18 protein-coding genes and 1 pseudogene are annotated in these 20,047 nt (G+C 72.9%); 5 read left to right on the forward strand and 14 right to left on the reverse strand.

All coding sequences use genetic code 11. From position 1 onward, the window contains the following. The first annotated feature begins 3 nt into the window (after window positions 1-3). Complete coding sequence (locus MDN94_RS19050; protein WP_482726933.1) at window positions 4-858, forward strand: LysR family transcriptional regulator; 855 nt, start codon at window positions 4-6, stop codon at window positions 856-858. On the opposite strand, the gene MDN94_RS19055 is transcribed toward MDN94_RS19050, so the two are convergent. The 3 genes from MDN94_RS19055 to MDN94_RS19065 all read right to left on the reverse strand — a co-directional run bounded on the left by MDN94_RS19055 (window position 839) and on the right by MDN94_RS19065 (window position 3,829). Then, window positions 839-2,125 carry an HRDC domain-containing protein gene (locus MDN94_RS19055; protein WP_482726934.1) on the reverse strand — a complete coding sequence of 429 codons (1,287 nt, stop codon included), beginning with the start codon at window positions 2,123-2,125 and terminating at the stop codon, window positions 839-841. The genes MDN94_RS19050 and MDN94_RS19055 overlap by 20 nt on opposite strands. Window positions 2,126-2,204: 79 nt before the next feature. Beyond that, window positions 2,205-2,867, reverse strand: coding sequence for a helix-turn-helix transcriptional regulator (locus MDN94_RS19060; RefSeq protein ID WP_482726935.1), 663 nt, complete (start codon window positions 2,865-2,867; stop codon window positions 2,205-2,207). A 266-nt stretch (window positions 2,868-3,133) separates the two neighbouring features. Continuing rightward, on the reverse strand, window positions 3,134-3,829 hold the full coding sequence (locus MDN94_RS19065; protein WP_482726936.1) for a DUF3000 domain-containing protein: 696 nt from the start codon (window positions 3,827-3,829) through the stop codon (window positions 3,134-3,136). A gap of 92 nt (window positions 3,830-3,921) precedes the next feature. Between MDN94_RS19065 and hemE the strand changes: the two genes are divergently transcribed. Next, the gene (gene hemE, locus MDN94_RS19070; protein ID WP_482726937.1) at window positions 3,922-4,983 is read left to right on the forward strand and encodes a uroporphyrinogen decarboxylase; all 1,062 of its coding nucleotides are present in this window, start codon (window positions 3,922-3,924) and stop codon (window positions 4,981-4,983) included. Between the two features lie 58 nt (window positions 4,984-5,041). On the opposite strand, the gene MDN94_RS19075 is transcribed toward hemE, so the two are convergent. The 3 genes from MDN94_RS19075 to MDN94_RS19085 are packed head-to-tail and all read right to left on the reverse strand — an operon-like array spanning window position 5,042 to window position 7,784. Beyond that, complete coding sequence (locus tag MDN94_RS19075; protein ID WP_482726938.1) at window positions 5,042-5,410, reverse strand: hypothetical protein; 369 nt, start codon at window positions 5,408-5,410, stop codon at window positions 5,042-5,044. Window positions 5,411-5,416: 6 nt separating this feature from the next. Continuing rightward, window positions 5,417-6,796 carry an FAD-dependent oxidoreductase gene (locus MDN94_RS19080; RefSeq protein ID WP_482726939.1) on the reverse strand — a complete coding sequence of 460 codons (1,380 nt, stop codon included), beginning with the start codon at window positions 6,794-6,796 and terminating at the stop codon, window positions 5,417-5,419. 28 nt (window positions 6,797-6,824) lie between these two features. Next, entirely contained in the window at window positions 6,825-7,784 is a 960-nt protein-coding gene (locus MDN94_RS19085) for a DUF4349 domain-containing protein (RefSeq protein ID WP_482726940.1), read from the reverse strand. Window positions 7,785-7,913: 129 nt separating this feature from the next. Here MDN94_RS19085 and hemG point away from each other — a divergent pair, with 129 nt between their 5' ends. Continuing rightward, a complete protein-coding gene (gene hemG / locus MDN94_RS19090) occupies window positions 7,914-9,341 on the forward strand; it encodes a protoporphyrinogen oxidase (protein ID WP_482726941.1) in 1,428 nt (475 codons plus the stop codon). A gap of 4 nt (window positions 9,342-9,345) precedes the next feature. Continuing rightward, window positions 9,346-10,059 carry a hydrogen peroxide-dependent heme synthase gene (hemQ, locus tag MDN94_RS19095; protein ID WP_189471656.1) on the forward strand — a complete coding sequence of 238 codons (714 nt, stop codon included), beginning with the start codon at window positions 9,346-9,348 and terminating at the stop codon, window positions 10,057-10,059. Window positions 10,060-10,138: 79 nt separating this feature from the next. Here hemQ and MDN94_RS19100 read toward each other — a convergent pair whose 3' ends face one another. From MDN94_RS19100 to MDN94_RS19135, 8 genes and pseudogenes are all read right to left on the reverse strand, one after another. Continuing rightward, entirely contained in the window at window positions 10,139-11,740 is a 1,602-nt protein-coding gene (locus MDN94_RS19100) for an alpha/beta hydrolase (RefSeq protein ID WP_482726942.1), read from the reverse strand. Between the two features lie 127 nt (window positions 11,741-11,867). Beyond that, window positions 11,868-12,827 (reverse strand): TIGR04222 domain-containing membrane protein, encoded by a 960-nt coding sequence (locus MDN94_RS19105; protein ID WP_482726943.1) that lies wholly within the window; start codon window positions 12,825-12,827, stop codon window positions 11,868-11,870. 5 nt (window positions 12,828-12,832) lie between these two features. Beyond that, window positions 12,833-14,437, reverse strand: coding sequence for an MbnB/TglH/ChrH family RiPP precursor modification enzyme (locus MDN94_RS19110; protein ID WP_482726944.1), 1,605 nt, complete (start codon window positions 14,435-14,437; stop codon window positions 12,833-12,835). A gap of 146 nt (window positions 14,438-14,583) precedes the next feature. After that, window positions 14,584-15,372: a DUF4142 domain-containing protein gene (locus MDN94_RS19115; RefSeq protein WP_482726945.1), complete on the reverse strand. Its 789-nt coding sequence runs from the start codon at window positions 15,370-15,372 to the stop codon at window positions 14,584-14,586. 305 nt (window positions 15,373-15,677) lie between these two features. Continuing rightward, window positions 15,678-16,088: an excalibur calcium-binding domain-containing protein gene (locus MDN94_RS19120; RefSeq protein ID WP_482726946.1), complete on the reverse strand. Its 411-nt coding sequence runs from the start codon at window positions 16,086-16,088 to the stop codon at window positions 15,678-15,680. A gap of 238 nt (window positions 16,089-16,326) precedes the next feature. Continuing rightward, a pseudogene (locus MDN94_RS19125) lies at window positions 16,327-16,653 on the reverse strand (helix-turn-helix domain-containing protein); the annotation flags it as partial. A 200-nt stretch (window positions 16,654-16,853) separates the two neighbouring features. Further along, complete coding sequence (locus MDN94_RS19130; RefSeq protein ID WP_482726947.1) at window positions 16,854-18,287, reverse strand: hypothetical protein; 1,434 nt, start codon at window positions 18,285-18,287, stop codon at window positions 16,854-16,856. Between the two features lie 96 nt (window positions 18,288-18,383). Continuing rightward, a complete protein-coding gene (locus tag MDN94_RS19135) occupies window positions 18,384-19,286 on the reverse strand; it encodes an aminoacyl-tRNA hydrolase (RefSeq protein ID WP_482726948.1) in 903 nt (300 codons plus the stop codon). 71 nt (window positions 19,287-19,357) lie between these two features. Here MDN94_RS19135 and MDN94_RS19140 point away from each other — a divergent pair, with 71 nt between their 5' ends. Continuing rightward, window positions 19,358-20,035: an AIM24 family protein gene (locus tag MDN94_RS19140; RefSeq protein ID WP_482726949.1), complete on the forward strand. Its 678-nt coding sequence runs from the start codon at window positions 19,358-19,360 to the stop codon at window positions 20,033-20,035. The last annotated feature ends 12 nt before the right edge of the window (window positions 20,036-20,047 follow it).

The raw sequence follows: 20,047 nt of genomic DNA on the forward strand, positions 1-20,047 counted from the left end.
CGGATGCACGTCAGCCAGTCCGGCGTCAGTGCCCAGATCCGCCGCCTCGAGGCCGAGGTCGGCGCCGAGTTGTTCGACCGGACGGCCCGCAGTGTCACGCTCACCCCGGCCGGGGAGGCGGCACTCGGGCACGCACGGGCCGCACTCGAGGCAGCCGGGGCCGTCGGCCGAGCGGTGGGGGAGCTGACCGGCCTGATCCGTGGCCGGCTGACGGTCGGCATGGTGGCGGGGTGCACCGTCACCCCGTTCTTCGACGGACTCGCCGCCTTCCACCGGGCGCACCCGGGCGTGGAACTGCGTCTGCTGGAGGACCACTCGGACCGGCTGATCGAAGCTGTACGCGCGGGTGGCGTGGATCTGGCCCTCGTCGGGACCGCGGCCCCGGCGGTCGCGGGCCTCGACACATGGACGGTGATCAGCGAGCGGCTCGTCGTCGCCGTCCCCCATGACCACGCTCTCGCGCGGTGCCGCCGCGTCACACTGCGGGACGCCGCGGCCCACCCCCTCGTCTGCATGCCGCCGGGCACCGGCCTGCGCACACTGCTCGACAGCGCCTGCGCCCATCAGGGGATCGAACCCCGGATCGCGCTCCAGGCGAGCGCCGCGGACGCCGTCGTGGACCTCGCGCGGCGCGGACTCGGTGTCGCGGTGCTGAGCGAATCCATGGCCGCCGGTCGTCAGGACGGACTGACCGCCCGGCTCATCGACGACGTCCGGACATGCGCGCAGCTCGCGCTGGTCCGGCGGCGGACGGGCAACCCCGCGGTGCGGGCGCTGAGCGCCCACTGCCGCGGGGCCTTCACCGGGACGCCGGGCCCGGCCGCGGTGGACGCGGCCGCTACGCCGGGCGGGCCGTGATCGCCCCGGCCAGCAGCGGCGCGACGAGCTGCCGCTGCCATTCACGCGCGCCGAGAGACTCCAGCATGTCGGCCACCGTCGTGACCGTGACCGGCGCGGGCGGCTCCCAGCACACCCGTCGGACGGTGTCCGGAGTGATCAGGTTCTCCTGCGGCATGTTCAGTTCCTCGGCCAGCACGGAGACCGCCGCGCGCGCGGCGGACAGTCGGGCGGCGGCGGCCGGGTCCTTGTCGGCCCACGACCGTGGCGGCGGGGGACCGTTCAGCGGCTGGCCGGGCTGTGGGAGCTCGGAGTCGGGCAGGGCCTTGGCGCGGTCGACCGCGGCCTGCCACTGCTCGAGCTGACGCCGGCCCATCCGGTGCCCGAAGCCGGGCAGCGCGGTGAGGGCGTGCACGTTCGCGGGCAGGGCGAGCGCGGCCTCGACGATCGCGGCGTCTCCGAGCACCTTGCCCGGAGACACGTCCCGGCGCTGGGCGACCCGGTCGCGCACCGTCCACATCTCGCGTACGACCGCCATCTGGCGGCGGCGGCGCACCTTGTGCATCCCCGACGTACGGCGCCAGGGGTCGCGGCGCGGCGGCGGGGGCGGGGCGGACGCGATCGCGTCGAACTCCTGGTGCGCCCAGTCGAGCTTGCCCTGCCGGTCCAGTTCCTTCTCCAGCGCGTCGCGCAGGTCGACCAGCAGCTCCACGTCGAGGGCCGCGTAGCGCAGCCACGGCTCGGGCAGGGGCCGGGTGGACCAGTCGACGGCGGAGTGGCCCTTCTCGAGGGCGTAGCCGAGGACGCCCTCGACCATCGCGCCGAGCCCGACCCGCGGGAAGCCGCCGAGCCGCCCGGCCAGCTCCGTGTCGAAGATCCGCGCGGGGACCATGCCTATTTCCCGCAGGCAGGGAAGGTCCTGGGTGGCGGCGTGCAGGATCCACTCCGTGTCGGCGAGCGCGTCGCCGAGCGCGGAGAGGTCGGGGCAGCCGACCGGGTCGATGAGCGCGGTGCCGGCGCCCGCGCGGCGCAGCTGCACGAGGTACGCGCGCTGTCCGTAGCGGTAGCCGGACGCGCGCTCCGCGTCGACGGCCACGGGGCCGGTGCCCGCCGCGAAGGCGGCGATCACCTCGGCCAGCGCGTCCTCGTCGGCGACCACCGGGGGAATGCCTTCACGGGGCTCCAGCAACGGGATCGGCAGCCCTGCGGCAGGGACCTCGTCGTCCGAGGGGGCGCCCCCGGTGGAATGCAGTGTCGTCTCTGCTGCGGTCTCTTGGGCGTCGGTCACGTGTCAAGGGTATCTGTGAACGGAACGCGCCCGTCGACGGAACGTTCCGTCGACGGGCGCGGAAAGAATGTCGGAGCGGTCAGTGGATGATTCCGGTGCGCAGCGCCACGGCAACCATTCCGGCACGGTCACCCGTACCCAGCTTGCGCGCGATACGGGCGAGGTGGCTCTTGACGGTCAGTGCGGACAGGCCCATGGAGACGCCGATGGCCTTGTTGGACTGGCCTTCCGCTACGAGGCGCAGGACCTCGACCTCGCGGCCGGACAGTTCGCGGTAGCCGCCCGGGTGGCTCGGGGCACCCGGGGGGCGGCGGTGCATGCGGTTCGCCGCGGCACCGATGGGGGCGGCGCCGGGGCGGGCCGGATGGCCGATGTTGGTTCGGGTGCCGGTGACGACGTAACCCTTGACGCCGCCGGCCAGGGCGTTGCGCACGGCGCCGATGTCGTCGGCGGCGGACAGGGCCAGGCCGTTGGGCCAGCCCGCCGCGCGGGTCTCGGACAGGAGGGTCAGCCCGGAACCGTCGGGCAGATGAACGTCGGCAACGCAGATGTCGCGCGGGTTGCCGACGCGGGGACGTGCCTCCGCGATGGACGACGCCTCGATGACGTCACGGACCCCGAGTGCCCACAGGTGGCGGGTGACGGTGGAACGGACGCGCGGGTCGGCCACGACGACCATGGCCGTCGGCTTGTTCGGGCGGTAGGCGACCAGGCTTGCGGGCTGCTCGAGAAGAACGGACACCAGGCCTCCTGGAAAGGTGCGGGACGGAGCCGGCTCGGGGGGTGAAGCCGGGGCGAACCGTGCAGTTGGGTCATTGACCTCTTCGGCACCGAACCCGTCCGCCTTTAGAGAATGATCACGATTTGGTGAGTAATAATCCGGGCAATTCGGACAGGCGATCGATCATCCTACGAGCGAACCGTTCCGGCGGGCGGTCACGGGCGGTCGGAGCCCACTGCTCCGGCGCACGGCCCCGCCCAGTCTCCCCGCGGCGACGCCCCCGCCGGTCAGGTCTGCTGGGGGCCGCGGCGCTGCGGAAGGGTCACCACACCCGTCGCGTTGTCCGCCGGGCCCGCCGGGGACGGCGGCAGTCCGGCGATCTGGCAGAGCAGATCGCACCAGGCCGCGAGGTGTGCGGCGGTGTCCGGCACGCCGTCCGGACCCTCGCGGGGCGTCCATGACGCACGGATCTCGATCTGGGTCGCGGGACGCCTGTCGGAGAGTCCTCCGAAATAGTGAGACCCCGCACGGGTGACGGTGCCGCTCGGCACCCCGTACGACAGCCCGCGCGCCTCCAGCGCGCCCGTCAGCCAGGACCAGCACACCTCCGGCAGCAGCGGATCGGCCGCCATTTCCGGCTCCAGCTCCGCCCGCACCAGGGTCACCAGCCGGAAGGTGCCGTTCCAGGCGTCGTGGCCGGCGGGATCGTGCAGCAGCACCAGACGGCCGTCCGCGAGATCGTCCTCGCCGTCGATGACTGCCGCCTCCAGAGCGTAAGAGTGGGGGGCGAGCCGCTGCGGAGGGCGGGTCGTCTCGACCTCGATCTCCGGCCGCAGCCGTGCCGACCGCAGCGCCTCCACCGCATGACGGAACGCAAGCGGAACAGCACCCGCCTCGGAACCCGGGTCACTGCTCGGTTCGGGATTCCCCTTCTCGTCAGCGCTTTTGGAATGATCGGAAAAATGTCCCTGAGCCGCAGCCATGCGGGGAAGAGTAGGCGGAACGGGGGCTTCGCGCAGGGAGGGACACCCGGGCCGGGGCGGGCACTTCCCGCGCACATGCGAAGATTCAGTGCGTGAGCGCCAACAACCGCCCCCCGGGCCACCAGACGACGTACGACTCCGCTTTTCTGAAGGCGTGCCGCCGCGAGCCGGTGCCGCACACGCCGGTCTGGTTCATGCGTCAGGCGGGCCGCTCACTGCCCGAGTACCTGAAGGTCCGCGAAGGCGTCCCGATGCTCGAGTCGTGCATGCGACCCGACCTCGTCACGGAGATCACGCTGCAGCCCGTCCGGCGGCACAAGGTCGACGCGGCGATCTACTTCAGCGACATCGTGGTGCCGCTCAAGGCCATCGGCCTCGACCTCGACATCAAGCCTGGCGTAGGACCGGTGATCGCGGAGCCGATCCGCACCCGCGCCGACCTCGACCGGCTGCGTGACCTCGATCCTGAGGACGTCTGGTACGTCACCGAGGCCATGGGGATGCTCACCGGCGAGCTCGGCGGGACCCCCCTCATCGGCTTCGCCGGCGCGCCCTTCACCCTCGCGAGCTACCTCGTGGAGGGCGGGCCCTCCCGCAACCACGAGAACACCAAGGCCCTGATGTACGGCGACCCGCAGCTGTGGGCCGACCTGCTGGACCGCCTCGCGGAGATCACCTCCGCCTTCCTGAAGGTCCAGATCGAGGCCGGCGCGTCCGCGGTACAGCTCTTCGACTCGTGGGTGGGCGCTCTGGCTCCCGCCGACTACCGGCGGTCGGTGATGCCCGCTTCGGCCAAGGTCTTCGAGGCCGTCGCCTCCTACGGCGTCCCGCGGATCCACTTCGGCGTCGGCACCGGCGAGCTGCTCGGCCTCATGGGCGAGGCGGGGGCCGACGTGGTCGGCGTCGACTGGCGCGTCCCGCTGGACGAGGCCGCGCGACGGGTCGGCCCCGGCAAGGCGCTCCAGGGGAACCTGGACCCGGCGGTGCTCTTCTCCACGCCGGAGGCGGTCGAGGCCAAGACCCGTGAGGTGCTGGACGCGGCGGCGGGGCTGGAGGGCCACGTCTTCAACCTCGGGCACGGGGTGCTGCCGACGACGGACCCGGACGCGCTGACGCGACTGGTGGCGTACGTGCACGAGCAGACCGCGGGCTGAGACCGCCCGGACACGCGGCTCGCCGCGGTGCCGGCCGGCACCGCGGCGAGCCGTCGGCTCAGAAGAGGTGTCCGCAGTTCTCGGTGTCGTTGCCCGACGCCACGACGCTGTGGTCGAAGTCGTCGTCCCCGTCGACGAGGCCGGCGTTCGCGCCGGCTGGGAGGAAGTCGTTCTCGGGGCCGCCCAGGATGTCGCCGGTGGTCGTCACGCCGGCGGTCGAGGAGACGGGGACGCGGTCGCTGCCGGCGCCGCCGTTGACGGTGCCCGCGACCGGGCCCGTGATGGTGCCCAGGCCGTCGACCGTGGCGTCGGCGCCGACCGCGGCGCAGCGGATGACGTCACTGCCGGCGGTGCCGTTCACGGTCGTGCCGTTGACAGCCGGGGCGAACGCGGCCGTTCGGTCGCACAGAGAGGGCGCCCCGCCCATCCTCGTCTACGCTCCTGCCCGCACCGCCGCCGAGGCCTTGCGCGCCGCCACCAGGACCGGGTCCCAGACCGGTGAGAACGGAGGCGCGTAGCCGAGGTCCAGCGCCGTCATCTGTTCGACGGTCATGCCTGCGGTCAGCGCCACCGCCGCGACGTCCACACGTTTGCCCGCGCCCTCCCGACCCACGATCTGGACGCCCAGCAGACGGCCCGTGCGGCGTTCGGCCAGCACCTTCACCGTCATCGGAGCGGCGGCCGGGTAGTAGCCGGCGCGGCTCGTCGATTCGATGGTCGCCGTCACGTACTGGAGGCCCACCGCGCGGGCGTCCTTCTCCCGCAGGCCCGTGCGGGCGATCTCCAGTTCGCAGACCTTGCTCACCGCGGTACCGACGACACCCGGGAACGTGCCGTAGCCGCCGCCCACGTTCGCGCCGATGACCTGTCCGTGCTTGTTGGCGTGCGTGCCGAGCGCGATGTGGCGTTCGCGGCCGGAGACGAGGTCGAGGACCTCGACGCAGTCGCCGCCCGCCCAGATGTTCTCGTGGCCGCGGACCCGCATCGCGAGGTCGGTGAGCAGGCCGCCGTGGCGGCCGAGCGGCAGGCCGGCCGCGCGGGCGAGGGACGTCTCCGGTTCGACGCCGATGCCGAGGACCACGACGTCCGCCGGGTGCTCGGCGCCGTCAGTGACGACGGCACGGACCCGGCCGTCGTCACCGGTGAGGATCCCGGTGACGGCCGTGCCGGAGACGGTGATGATGCCCATGCCCGACATCGCCTCGTGGACCAGCCGGCCCATGTCCGGGTCGAGGGTCGCCATCGGCTGCTCCCCGCGGTCGACGACGGTCACCTCGTAGCCGCGCTTGAGGAGCGCCTCGGCCATCTCGACGCCGATGTAGCCGGCGCCGACGACGACGGCGCGCCGGCCCTCGGTGCGCGAGAGGGTGTCCAGCAGGTCCTGGCCGTCGTCGAGGGTCTGGACACCGTGCACGCCGGGCGCGTCGATGCCCGGCAGCGCGGGGCGGACGGGCCGGGCGCCGGTCGCGATCACCAGCTTGTCGTAGCCGGTCCACGTCTCGGCGCCCGTCACGGCGTCGCGAGCGCGCACCCGGCCGCCCGCGACGTCGATCTCCGTGACCTCGGTGCGCATGCGCAGGTCGATGGCCCGCTCGCGGTGCTCCTCGGGGGTGCGCGCGATCAGTTCGTCGCGGTCCCCGACATCGCCGCCCACCCAGTACGGGATGCCGCACGCCGAGTAGGAGCTGAAGTGGCCGCGCTCGAACGCCACGATCTCCAGCTCGTCCGGCCCTTTCATCCTGCGCGCCTGCGACGCGGCGGACATGCCCGCCGCGTCGCCCCCGATGATCACCAGCCGTTCGGTCGCCGTCATGGGGAACACGCTACGGGGGAGGGGTCGTTCAGTCCTCCCTGACCGGGGGAGCGGCCGGGAGAGGGGTCGGGGGAGCCGTGGGCCCGGCCGGACGCCTGGGCAGCCGGGGCCGGACCAGCCACCGCCACACCGCGTACAGCACCGCGCCCAGCGTCGCGAAGGGAGCCACCGCGCCGACCGCAACCGCGATCCACCGCAACGTCGCGACCAGTGCGTCCCAGCCGCCGCCGAGCGCGTCGAGGAAGCCGGGGCCGTCGTCCTCCTCCCTCGTCTCCTCGCGCTCCTTCTCCGACAGTGTCAGCGTGATCGTCGCGAGCGAGGTGCGGTCCTTCAGCGTCGCCTCCTGTGCGAGCAGGGATTCCAGGTCGGCCTGACGGGTGCTCAGCTCCGCCTCGAGCGTGACGACGTCCGACAGCTTCGTCGCCCGGTCCATCAGCGCCCGCACCCGGGCGACGCTCGCCCGCTGGGTCGCGATACGGCTCTCGACGTCCACGACCTGGCCGGTGACGTCCTTCGCGTCTGCCGTGCGGGACAACAGCTTTCCGGCTCCCGCCAGTTCGGCCAGCACCGCTTCGTAACGCTCCTGCGGCACGCGCAGCACGACGTTCGACGTGACGTGCGTGTCGTCGATCCGCTCGGTGCTCTCGTTCTCCACGTGTCCGCCCGCGTTCGCCGCCGCCCTGCGGGCCGCGGCGAGCGCCTTGGCGGCGTCCTCCACCTCCACCTCCAGCGTGGCCGTGCGGATGACGTGAGTGCTCGGCAGCGCCGACGGCTTCGCCGCGGTGTCACGGTCCGCGCCGTCCTCGGCGGGCGCCCCCGCCGCCTCGTCGGCCGCCTGTCCGGAGCCGGCCGCGCCCTCCGCGTCACGCGCGGCGGGTTTCGCCGCGCTCTGCGCGCCGTCGCCGGAGTCGGAACCGCCTGCGCCGCACCCGGCGAGGCCGAGTGAGGCAGTGAGAAGTAGTACCGCGAACGCACGCCGTGCACGCATACCGGCCCCCCGGGGATGAGTCGTGAACTTGTCGCACATTCGACGCCGCGGCCCCGCCGGAGGTTGCCGGTTCGTGGTTCCGAAGCGGTCACGGTCAGGACTCGGAAAGGCGTTTGAGAGAGTTGGACCATGAACGTGGACACACGAGCGCGCCATGTAGTCGTCATCGGCGGCGGCATCGCCGGGCTCGCCGCCGCACACCGGCTGCTCGCCTCCGGCGTGCGCGTCACCCTCCTCGAGGCGACCGGCCGGGTCGGCGGCAAACTCCGGTCGGGCGAGATCGAGGGCGTACGGGTCGACCTGGGCGCAGAGTCGATGCTCGCCCGCCGCCCGGAGGGCACCGCCCTCGCCCGCGCCGTCGGCCTCGGCGACCGGCTGGAACCGCCGGCCACGGCGACCTCGACGGTCTGGACCCGTGACGCGCTGCGGCCCATGCCGAAGGGCCATGTGATGGGCGTCCCGGGCGACGCGTCGGCGCTCGCCGGGCTGCTCTCCGCCGAGGGCCTCGCCCGCATCGCGCACGAGAAGGACCTCGCGCCGACCGCCGTGGGCGACGACGTGGCCGTGGGCGCGTACGTCGCCGAGCGCCTCGGGCGGGAGGTCGTCGACCGACTGGTGGAGCCGCTGCTCGGTGGCGTCTACGCGGGCGACGCCTACCGCATCTCGATGCGCGCGGCCGTCCCCCAGCTCTTCGAGGCGGCCAGGTCCCACGACTCGCTGCTCGAGGGAGTGCGGGACATCCAGGCGAGGGCTGCCGCGCAGCAGACGGGCGGACCGGTCTTCATGGGCCTCGACGGCGGCATCGGCACTCTGCCGGACGCCGTCGCCGACGCCGTCCGCGCCCAGGGCGGCGACATCCGCACCGAGACGCCCGTCCTCGGCCTGAGCCGCGCCGCGGACGGCTGGCGGATCCGCACCGACCGCGGGACGCTCGACGCCGACGCCGTGGTCCTCGCGACGCCGGCCTGGTCCGCGTCCGCCCTGCTGGAGTCCGAGTCGCCGGCCGCCGCGGCCGAGCTCGGCCGTGTCGAGTACGCCTCGATGGCACTGGTCACCATGGCGTTCCGGAGCGCCGACGTGGCGGGGATGCCGGCAGGCAGCGGATTCCTCGTCCCGCCGGTGGACGGGCGGACCATCAAGGCGTCCACGTTTGCCTCCAACAAGTGGGCCTGGGTCGCGCGGGGCGCCGGCGATCTGTTCGTGCTGCGCACCTCAGTCGGCCGCTACGGCGAGGAGCAGGCCCTCGAACGCGAGGACGCGGAACTGGTCGACGCCTCGCTGACGGACCTCCGCGCGGCCGTGGGGCTCACGGCCCGGCCCGTCGCCACCGAGGTCACCCGGTGGACCGGCGGCCTGCCGCAGTACCCCGTGGGCCACCTCTCCCGCGTCGCCCGCATCCGCGACGAGGTCGCCGGGCTGCCGGGCCTGCGGGTCTGCGGCGCCGTGTACGACGGCGTCGGGATCCCGGCCTGCATCGCGAGCGGACAGCGCGCCGCGGACGAGATCCTCGCCACGCCGACCCTGGCGCGGGGCACCGATCGGAAGGCGGGACAATAGCCGTATGAGTGCGCCAGAAAAGATCCCGAACGCAGGCAAGAAGGCCAAGGACCTCAACGAGGTCATCCGGTACACGCTGTGGTCCGTCTTCAAGCTGCGCGATGTGCTGCCCGAGGACCGCTCCGGTTACGCCGAGGAGGTCCAGGAGCTGTTCGACCAGCTCGCCGCCAAGGACGTCACCGTGCGTGGCACGTACGACGTCTCGGGGCTGCGTGCCGACGCCGACGTCATGATCTGGTGGCACGCCGAGACCGCGGACGAGCTCCAGGACGCGTACAACCGCTTCCGCCGCACCCGTCTGGGCCGCGCACTCGAGCCGGTGTGGTCGAACATGGCGCTGCACCGCCCCGCCGAGTTCAACAAGTCGCACATCCCGGCGTTCCTGGCCGACGAGACTCCCCGCAACTACGTCTCGGTCTACCCCTTCGTGCGCTCCTACGACTGGTACCTGCTCCCCGACGAGGACCGTCGCCGGATGCTCGCCGACCACGGCAAGATGGCCCGCGGCTACCCGGACGTGCGCGCCAACACGGTCGCCTCGTTCTCGCTCGGCGACTACGAGTGGATCCTCGCCTTCGAGGCGGACGAGCTGTACCGCATCGTCGACCTGATGCGCCACCTGCGTGCCTCCGAGGCGCGGATGCACGTCCGCGAGGAGGTCCCGTTCTACACCGGACGCCGCAAGGACGTGGCGGACCTCGTGGCGGGTCTCGCGTAACCTCCTTCGGCGAACGACCTGACGGCTGGGTTTCCGCTTCTGCGAAGCGGATACCCAGCCGTCCATATGGCCCGGAAGATCAGACGGCGTGCGGCAGCCTCCGCTGCTCCGCCCGCCGGTCCAGCGACACCGGGTCGGGCTCCGGGTGCGGCGCGCACGATGCGCGCCGCACCGGCGTCTCACCCCGCAGCAGATAGTCCTCCAGGTGCTTGTTGACGCAGGTGTTGCTGCCGCCGCCGATGCCGTGCGTCCCCGCGTCCTCCTCAGTGACCAGCACCGAGCCGGCCAGCCGCCGCTGAAGTTCGAGCGCTCCCGTGTACGGGGTCGCCGCATCCCGCTCCGCCGCCAGGATCAGGGTCGCAGGCAGCTGCCCGGGCTCCGTGCGGACGTCCAGCGGCTGCTGACGGGGCTCCTGCCAGAAGGCGCACGGCAGGTTCATCCACACGTTGTCCCAGGTCTCGAACGGCGCGCGCTTCGCCAGCAGCGAGTTGTCCAGGTTCCAGGTGAGCCAGTCCTTGGGCCACGGGGCGTCGTTGCACTCGACCGCCGTGTAGACGGCGTTGCCGTTCTCCGCCTCCTTCGCCCTGCCGGGCCTGGGCGCGGCCTGCTCGATCAGCGGCTCCGGGTTGCCCTTCAGATACTCCGACAGCGCGCCGGCCCGCAGCGGCCAGTAGGCGTCGTAGTACCCGGCCCCCAGCATGGCCGCGTGCAGCTGGCCCGGACCCACCGTGCCGCCCGCGGGCTCCCGTTCGAGGCGGGCCCGCACCTCCTCATAGCTGCGCGCCACGTCCTCGGGGGTCGCACCGAGCCCGTACTTCCTGTCGTGCTTCGCCACCCAGGCACGGAAGTCGGCCCAACGGCTCTCGAAGGCCTCCGACTGGTCCAGGTTGTTGCGGTACCAGATCTGCTCGGGGTCGGGGTCGACTGCCGAGTCGAAGACCATGCGGCGCACATGGGAGGGGAACATCGTCGCGTACAGGGCGCCGAAGTAGGTGCCGTAGGACGCGCCCATGAACGTCAGCTTCTTCTCGCCGAGCGCCGCCCTCAGCACGTCCAGGTCACGGGCGTTGTTCAGTGACGTGTAGTGGCGCAGCGCCGCGCCGGTCCTGTCGGCGCAGCCCTTCGCGTAGGCCCGCGCCTGCGCGATGCGCTCCTTCTTGTACGAGAGGGAGGGGTGCGTCGGGGCCTGCGTGGGGGCCTTGAGGAAGTCCGCGGGCTCCTGGCAGGACAGCGGGGCGGACCGGCCGACACCGCGGGGCGCGTAGCCGACGATGTCGTACGCCTCGGCGATCCGCTTCCACTCCGGCAGGCCGGCCGCCAGCGGGAAGGACATGCTGGAGGCGCCGGGGCCGCCCGGGTTGTAGATGAAGGCGCCCTGCCGCTGCGACTTCTCGCCGCTGGCCCGCACCCGGCTGACGGTGAGTTCGATCCGGCGGCCCGACGGGTCCGCGTAGTCGAGCGGGACCTCGACGGTGCCGCAGAGGACCGTGTCGGGCAGCTTCTCGGCGGCGGGGCAGCGACCGAAGTCGATGCCGGCCGCCGCGGCGCGCCGGGCGGCCAGGGCGGTGCCCCGGGCCGCGGCGTCGGTGGTCGTCGTACCGTCGGCGGGGGCGACGGCGACCGAGGTGAGGAGCAAGGAACCGAGGCCCGCCACGGCCCCGTACTTCGCGGCTGTTCTCATCGCGTTCCCTTCGTGCGCGGGGCGGCCGGGCGGCGGCCACGGGACGAAAGGGATCTTGGGCAGGGGCGGTTCGTGAAGTAAAGCACCGCCCGGCGGTGTCGGGGCCAATGACCCCGATGCCGTCCCGTCAGGAGCTGCTGCCGGAGCCTCCGCCGCAGCTGGAGCCGGAGGAGCCGCCGCAGGAGGAGCCACCCCCTGATCCGCCGCAGCCGGACCCGCCGGACGCGCCGCAGCCGAAGCCGCCTCCCGAGTCGGGAGACGAACCGGCGCACCATACGGCCTCGCCCACGTACAGCGCGGACAGCGACGGGTCACCCGCCCCGCCGCCCGCGGAACCACGGACCCGGACCGCCGCACCCAGCTGCCGCCGCAGGGCGAAGTCCGGCACGCCGCGCACCCCGTGCAGGGCGACCAGGCCGGCCGGATCCCGTGTCCGCGAGTGCGCCAGGCGGTACGCCCCCAGCGCGCGCCGCCCCGCCGGGGTGACCCGCCGCCGGGCCCGGCCCGCCTGGGTCGCGCCGATCAGCGCGCCCACGATCAGCATCGGGAAGAGCAGGAGGACGAACGGCGCCCCCGGCCCGCCGGGCGTGTCACCGACGAACTCGGCGACGGTGACGACGAACGCCACCGGGAGGCCGAGGAAGCAGACCACGCTCTGGACCTTGCCCCACGTCGCGAGCCCCGTGCCGTGGCCGGGCGGCACCATCAGTCCGCGTGCCGCGAGCACGTCACCGAGCTCCTGCACGGCGGGGCTGCGCATGGTGTGGAGGCGCACGGTGTGCAGCGCACCGTTCGGGGCGAAGGGGAGAACCGAGAAGACGGCACGCTCCACCGGGTCCTGCGCGACCGGCCGCACCACGGACATGACTCCGGGCCAGCCGACGGCGATCCGGCCGTCACTGTGCAGGGCGGTGAGCGCGGCGTCGACTACGCGGCCGGGGCCGCCCGCGAGGAAGGCCGCCTCGTACACGTCGTGGACGTTCGCCGTGCCGTGCGGGGAGGCGGGCTGCGCCGCGGACACCCGGATGATCAGGAACAGGGACGACAGGCCGACGGCCAGGTGGACGGCGAGCGCGACGAGGTCCATGGCGCTCACCGCGCCGCGAGCGCGGCACGGGCCACACGGACCAGGCGGGTCGCCCCGGCCGGCGGACGGGGGGCACTGCGCTCCTGCCACCACAGGCTCAGCCTTCGCCGGGCGGCGCTGTCCTGCGGGCGCCTGGACGCCAGCAGATGCTCGGCGAAGTCGAGTGCGTCGCGCCGGTAACCGGCGTGCATGGGGCGGTTCTTGGCGTAGGCGAGGAAGGCGGACCGGTAGCCGGTCCCGAGGATCTCTCGCAGCTCCGGCGCGATCTTCGCGACGACGTCGGCGCGCTTCGCGGCGAGCGCGCGGCTCTGCACGCGCAGGCGGCGTACGTCGAACCCCTCCGGCGCGGGCGTGCCCGCGACGAGCGCGGACAGCAGCGCGGCCTGCGTGAGCGCGACGTGCTGGCGGGCGGAGGGCGGGGCCGCGGTGGGGGTGGTGGCTGTGGCCGTGGCGGCGGTGGGGCTGTGCGGGTGGTACCGCTGCGCGGAGCCGTTCCCCTCTCCGCCCCTTCCCGCTGTACCGATGTGCGGCTGCGCCGTCTGGCGGGCAGGCCCCGCACCCCGAACCGCGCTCCGCGCGGTGCCCTCATTCGCCGGGCGGGCTGGATTCCGCTGCGCGAAATCAGCCTCGCCGGGGGCACCTCCCCCGGCCGCCGGGCAGTGGGCGGCAATTGAGGCGCAGGGGTCCGGTGGGGGTTCCCCCACGCCGCCGGGCGTAAGAGGAGCCCCCTGTTCGGGAAGGGGCGGGGAGGGGAGCAGGCCCGCCGCAGGCGTGCGAGCAGCCCGCCCACCCGCGGCCGTCAACGTCGCCCGGATCGTCGACAGTTCCCCCTCCAGCTCCGAGCTCGCCGGGAAGTCGTCGTCGCGCTCCAGCAGCACACCTGGCGGGTTCACCCTGGCCCGCAGGTCGGCCAGGATGTCCAGGACCGGCTGCGTCACCGGGTGCGCGTGCGTGTCGTGCCAGATGCCGTCGCGTTCGACGCCGCCCGCGACATGGACGTACGCGATCGACTCCACCGGCAGTTCGTCGAGCGCGGCCGACGGGTCCTCGCCGCGGTTGACATGGTTGGTGTGGAGGTTGGCCACGTCGATCAGGAGCCGTACCCCCGTGCGCTCCACCAGCTCCGCGAGGAACTGGCCCTCGGTGAGCTCCTCGTCGGGCCAGGAGAACATCGCCGCGATGTTCTCCAGCGCCAGCGGCACCGGCAGCGAGTCCTGCGCGATGCGCACGTTCTCGCAGAGCACGGCGAGCGCGTCCCAGGTGCGGGGGACGGGCAGCAGGTGACCGGCCTCCAGCACGGAGGAGGCGGTGAGCGCGCCGCCCGCTCTCACGAACGCGATGTGCTCCGTCACCAGCGGCGCCTCCAGTGCCTCCGCCCGCTCGGCCAGATCGGCCAGGCGCCGCTCCGACGGCCGTTCGGCGCCGCCGAGTCCGAGCGAGACGCCGTGCGGGACGACGCGGACGCCACGCGAGCGCAGTCGCAGCAGCGCGGGCGGCAGGTGGCCGGGGCAGACGTTCTCCGCGACGACCTCGACCCAGTCGAGGTCCGGCAGCCGCTCCACCGTGTCCGAGATCTCCGGCCGCCAGCCGATTCCGATGCCGAGTTCCATGGTCCCCTCCTCCACGCCCGACGTGTGACGTGCCAGGGTCATGGCCCCCGCACGAGCGGGTGAATCCGAAGGAGGGGACGTTCAGAGGTTGATTTGAGGTTCCGGCCGGCGGACCGGAACCTCCTCCCGCGCTCAGGACCGTCCGGTCACCCCGCCGGGACGGGATCCTGCGGTGCCGGGCGGTTGGTGTTGACCGCGGTCGGCGCACCGGGCTGCGGCGACGGGCGTGACGTGAACGACTGGTCTCCGGTCGGGGTGGCAGGGGCCGGCGCGGGCGGCAGATTGCCGTCCGGCGGCGGGGGACCGCTCGGGCTGGCCGTGGCGCCCGCCGCCGCCTCGTTGGCGATGGCGTCGAAGTCGACCCGGCCGGTCTGCTCGAGCATCGTGATGTGGTCGAGCACCGTCTGGTTGGCGTCCGAGGCGAGCTGGCGGATCAGCGCATTGCGGGTGGTGTGGCGGACCTGCGCGACAAGCGCGAAGACCTTGCCGTGCGCGTTCCGCAGGAGCTGCGCGAACTTCCGCTCGTACTCCTCGCCCTGCGCGGCGGACAGCTCACGCAGCCAGCCCTGCTGCTGTTCGGTGGGCTGGTTCGGCAGCTCGACCCCCAACTGCGCCGCCACGTTGCGCGCGCGCTTGTCGAGGTCGGTGTGGCCGACGACGAGGTGGTCGCCGGCCGCCTTGATCGCTTCGGTGGGCGCGCGTTCTATCGCCTGCTGCCCGGCGGGCAGTTCCCACAGGCCGGCGAGCCGCACCTTGACCAGGAAGTCGCGGTCGGTGGCTGACAGCGGCCCCCACTGGGTCGCCACGCTCGAGGCGTTCAGATTGTCCTGCCCGGTGCCGGAACGGTCGGCGTAGGACCACACGGGGAACGCGAGCGCCCCGACCGTGACGACCAGGGCCGCGATGATGAGTGCTGTTCCGTTGATGCGCCGCAACAATGTGCCTCCAGAGCCGATGCGTTACACGGCAACCAACCGCCCTGCTGAATGGCTGGTCGGCCCGCCGGCCGCCTGCCGGTCGAACTTAGCCGGTCAAACTACTGGGCGGTACCCGGAAGTACGCAGCCGGGGCCCCGGCTGTTCAACGGCCCGCCCGTCCGGTGCCGGTGAGGCCGCCGGGTGCGCTGCGCGGCCTGTCGCGCTCAGGGACCGGCCGCCCGCGGTCGCCGCGGTCTCGGCCCGACGGGAGGGCCGAACCCCGCTGCCCGCCGCGGGGTTCGGGTCCGGGCGGGCGTCGTCCGTCACCCCCAGTCGCAGCCGGTGCCGTCGTTGTCCCGGTCGAGGTGGCTGCCGTAGCCCGGCTCGCCCCGGCGGACGGGCGCGGCGCCCGCGGCCCGGGCGGCGGCGCAGTTCTCGTAGTAGACGTCCGCGTCACCGCCGCTGCCGAAGTCGCTGTCGCCGCTGTCGTAGGGGGCGGCGGTCTCCGTCCTGGTCACCGTCACGGTCACGGTGGGACCGGGTTCGGTGACGGTGGCCTTGGGGGCGGGCGTCGCGGTGGTGGTCGCCGTCGCGGTGACCGTCTCGGTGACGGTCGGGCCGGGGCTCGGCTTCGCGGCCGCCACGGCCGGCCCGGAGTCGTCGGAGGCTGCGGCACCACCGCAGCCGAAGCCGAGCGCCATGATCAGCAGTCCACCGGCGTAGGTGCGCTTCATCCTCCACAGCGGCCTTTGTGTCCCGGCGGGCACGGGGCCGGGCGGCGGCGGACTGGTGGTGTACCAATTGCTCAAGGTCCCCCCTTGTGCAGATTGTGTGAAGACTCACCGTAGCGGTCGGAGGCCCAAATAGGAGGAAAATCGGAGTAGTTGAATCCGGCCTCAGTCGAAGGTGCGGGCGGTACGTCCTCGGGGAGACGCCGGTGGTGCGCTTGAAGCGGTCGCGGAAGGCGGTGGGGAACCGAAGCCGACCTGGGCCGCGATGCGTTCGACAGAGTGGTCGGTGGTCTCCAAGGTGCCGGGCCCGGCGGATGCGGGCCCGGTGGAGCCACTGGAGCGGGGGAGTGCCGGTCTGTTCGCGGAAGTGCCGGATCAGGGTGCGGGTGCTGGTCCCGGCGTGGTGGGCGATGCCGGCTGACGTGAGGTCGCGGCCCAGGTTGTCCCGGAGCAGGGTGAGCAGGGCTCCAGTGCGGAGCCCTGCGGGGTGGGCGCGTGGTCGTGGACGATGAACTGCGCCTGTCCGCCCTCGCGTTCGAGGGGCATGTCCTGGCCGCCGTCGTGGCATCGGCCCGACCGGGACCGGCAGGTGCCCCAGGGGTGTTGTCCGGGCAGGTTGGTGACACGGCCGGCGGTGTTCTTGCCGTGGATGCCGGTGTGGGGTCGGTGGTAGATGTACCAGTCGATCCTGTCGGTGAACGCGACGTGGCGTTCGTGGTCGTCTTCTTCGGTCTGGCCCTCCGCTTCCCTCGGGGCTGCTCGGGGCAGTCAGGCCGGACCGAGTTCCGGGTCGCGGGTCGCGCGGACCTCCCAGCGGCCCGCCCGGTCGGAGAGGTCCGCCCGGCGCCGCACCAGCACCACGCAGGCCGCCACGGTCACGACCGCGGCGAATGCGGTCGTCAGCCATGCGGCGAGCCAGGACATCGGCAGCATCAGCACGAGGACGACCAGTGCGTAGGACAGCGCCATGCCCCCGAGCCAAGGCCAGTGGGCGCCGGGCACCACGGTGGTGGGCCACGGGGAGAGCCACGCGCGGCGCTCCGGGTCGGGCTGTACCGGGGTGGCGGGCTCCATGACCCGCTGGAATTCCTCGCGGTCCATCTTCAGCCACGCCACCTCCCCCTCGTCGGTGACGAAGACGACCGGCTGCTCGTCATAGCGGATCAGACGCCAGTTCCGGGCACCGCACAGCCAGCCCGGCCGTTCTCCCATGCGCGCCGCGACCAGGGCGAGCCCGGCCGGCTCGACGGTCGGGTTGCCGATCAGCACCTCTGAACCGTCCTCCAGTGCGAAGCGCAGCTTGTGGTCGGACCTCACCCGGACCGTGCCGTCCACGGTTCCGAACGTGGTGTGTTCGTTCCGCCGGGCCGCGATGATCCGTGCCCGGACGGCGGGCAGCGCCGCCCCGGCGGCCGCGTCCTCACGGAGGGTCCGCAGGGCGGGATCGGACGGACGGATCCGGACGAACATCAGCGAGCCGAGGAAGGTCAGGACCGCTCCGATGCCAAGGCCGATCCAGGTGGTCAATGGCGTGAGGGAGAGCGCGAGCGGAGAAGCCGCCTCCACGTACCGCTCGACGTGACCGGGATCGTCCACGACGCCGCCCAGTGCGGGCGCCGTCGGGGCGTGCAGCACCAGGACGGATTCGCCCACGAAGCGGCCCCCGGAACGGTCCGAGATGTGCGCGCTCACGACCTCGAGCCGTCTGTTGCCCGCACTACCGCCCCCAGGGCCGTGGGCGGGCACCTCGACTGTGACGTCGGCGGTGTCCGCGACCTCCTTGTTCTTCCCCGACTTCGTCCGGTGGACCTCGACGATGGTGCCCCGCGTCACTTCGGCACCGGCCTTCTGTATCGCCGCGATCCGCTTCAGGTCGTCGCCGTCCGGGCGCGTGATCAGCTCGGTGAGCACGGCCACGGCGGGCACTACCACCACCACGGCCAGCAGCAGGGGAATGAAGTCCCTGAACGGCCGTTTCCAGGGCAGCTTCGCGGGCGGCGCCGGCACCGGTTCCACCTGCCTCGGCGGCGTGACCGGGATCGGCCGGGAGGCCGACCACACCCACCCGGCGGCCAGCGCCAGGGCCACCGCCCCGAGCACGGCCACGTCAGGCCGGTACACCGATATGCCGACGTTGAACAACAGCGTCCACAGGGCCAGCACCGCGAACAGCAGCGCACCCCCACCCAAAGACCTGGTCACCCAGGCGTTTCTCCCCATGCACCGGAAACTACCAACTCCGTTGCTCGCGAAGATGGTCCGGGGAGGGCGGTGATCACCGCCCGGCTGCGGGCCCGGTCACGAGGGTGCCGCGGGCCGGCAAGATCCGGAAGGGACGGCCTGGGCGCGCCGCCCGCCGCGCAGCGAGAGATGGTCGGCCACGACGGTGCACGAGCCGGGAGCGATCTCCGTGAAGCCCGCGTCGCGCACGACCGGCAGCCCGCTCCTCGTGAGTGCCGGCCAGTCCGCCGGATCGGCGGTACGCACGGAGAGGGCGAAGCCCGATGCCCGCCATGCCTCGCGGTCCGCGTCCGACAGTTCCCACCAGGCGAGTTGGGCTCCGTGGCCGGCCTGCGCCATGGCCTTGCCCGCGGACATCTCGAGCTCCGGGCTCAGCCACAGGACGGGACGGGTCCGGTCGGGGGCGGCGGGCGGGCGGGGGTCGTCGAGCTCCGTCCCGGACACCTGGAGCTTGGCCAGTTCCTTCGGCCAGCCGTCCAGCGGCACCGGCGGGAAGACCCGTACCTCTGCCGGAACCGCTGCCGGCGCCGATGCCGGTCGGGCGGCCGCGTCCGCGGCGTCCGCCGCGACGACCGCGGGCGTCCCGGTCGCGGGGTCCGTCGCCGTCGCCCCGACGGACCCGGCCGCCGGTCCGCCCGTGCCCGTCACCGTGATCCCCGGGAGCGTGCCGGCCTTGCGCCACTCCGCGCCGCGGGCCCGGCGGACGACCTTGCGGATACGGGCGTCCTGCCAGTCCCGCACGGCCTGCGCCCACTCGCCCTCTCCGGTGGAGCGCTCGTCGGCGAGGATCTCGAGGACCGCTCGCGCGGCGGTCTCCAGTGCGTCGGTACGGGACGGCGGCCCCGACTTCTCTATGCGCACCACCAAGGGCAGGACGAATTGCGGTGCCGCGTCACGGGACTCTGTCCGGTGCCCGAAGGGACTGTCGGACCGGATTTCACGGAGGTCTTCGCTGCTCACGCCGCCAGTCTGCCAGCCGCCCACTGCGGGGTTGTTGGCGGAACGGGGCCCTCCGGGCGACGATGCCCCCCATGAAGAGCGATCTTTTCTCCACAGAGAACATGGCACAGCAGGCCACCGTGCCCGGAATGACGCTGCAGAACGCCAAGTCGATCAAGTACGCGGTCAACGGCGAGATGCACGCGCGGCAGGGCTCGATGATCGCCTTCCGCGGCAATCTGCAGTTCGAGCGCAAGGGTCAGGGGATCGGAGGCATGCTGAAGCGCGCCGTCACCGGCGAGGGCCTGCCGCTGATGGCCGTGCGCGGCCAGGGTGAGGCGTGGTTCGCGCACGAAGCGGCCAACTGCTTCATCGTCGACATCGAGCAGGGCGACGCGCTGACCATAAACGGCCGCAACGTGCTCTGCTTCGACGCGACGCTGTCGTACGAGATCAAGACGGTCAAGGGCGCCGGCATGACCGGCGGCGGCATCTTCAACAGCCTCTTCACCGGCTACGGGAAACTGGGCGTCATCTGCGACGGCAGCCCGATCGTCATCCCCGTCAGCCACCAGCAGCCGGTCTTCGTCGACACGGACGCCGTCGTCGGCTGGAGCGCCCAGTTGCACACGTCGCTGCACCGCTCGCAGTCCGTCGGTTCGATGATCCGCGGCGGTTCGGGCGAAGCGGTGCAACTCAAGCTGGAGGGCGAGGGTTTCGTCATCGTCCGGCCCAGCGAGCTCACCCCGCAGAAGGCGACACAGAACTGAAGCTCCGGCAGG

Source organism: Streptomyces sp. WAC00040 (genome assembly GCF_056835925.1).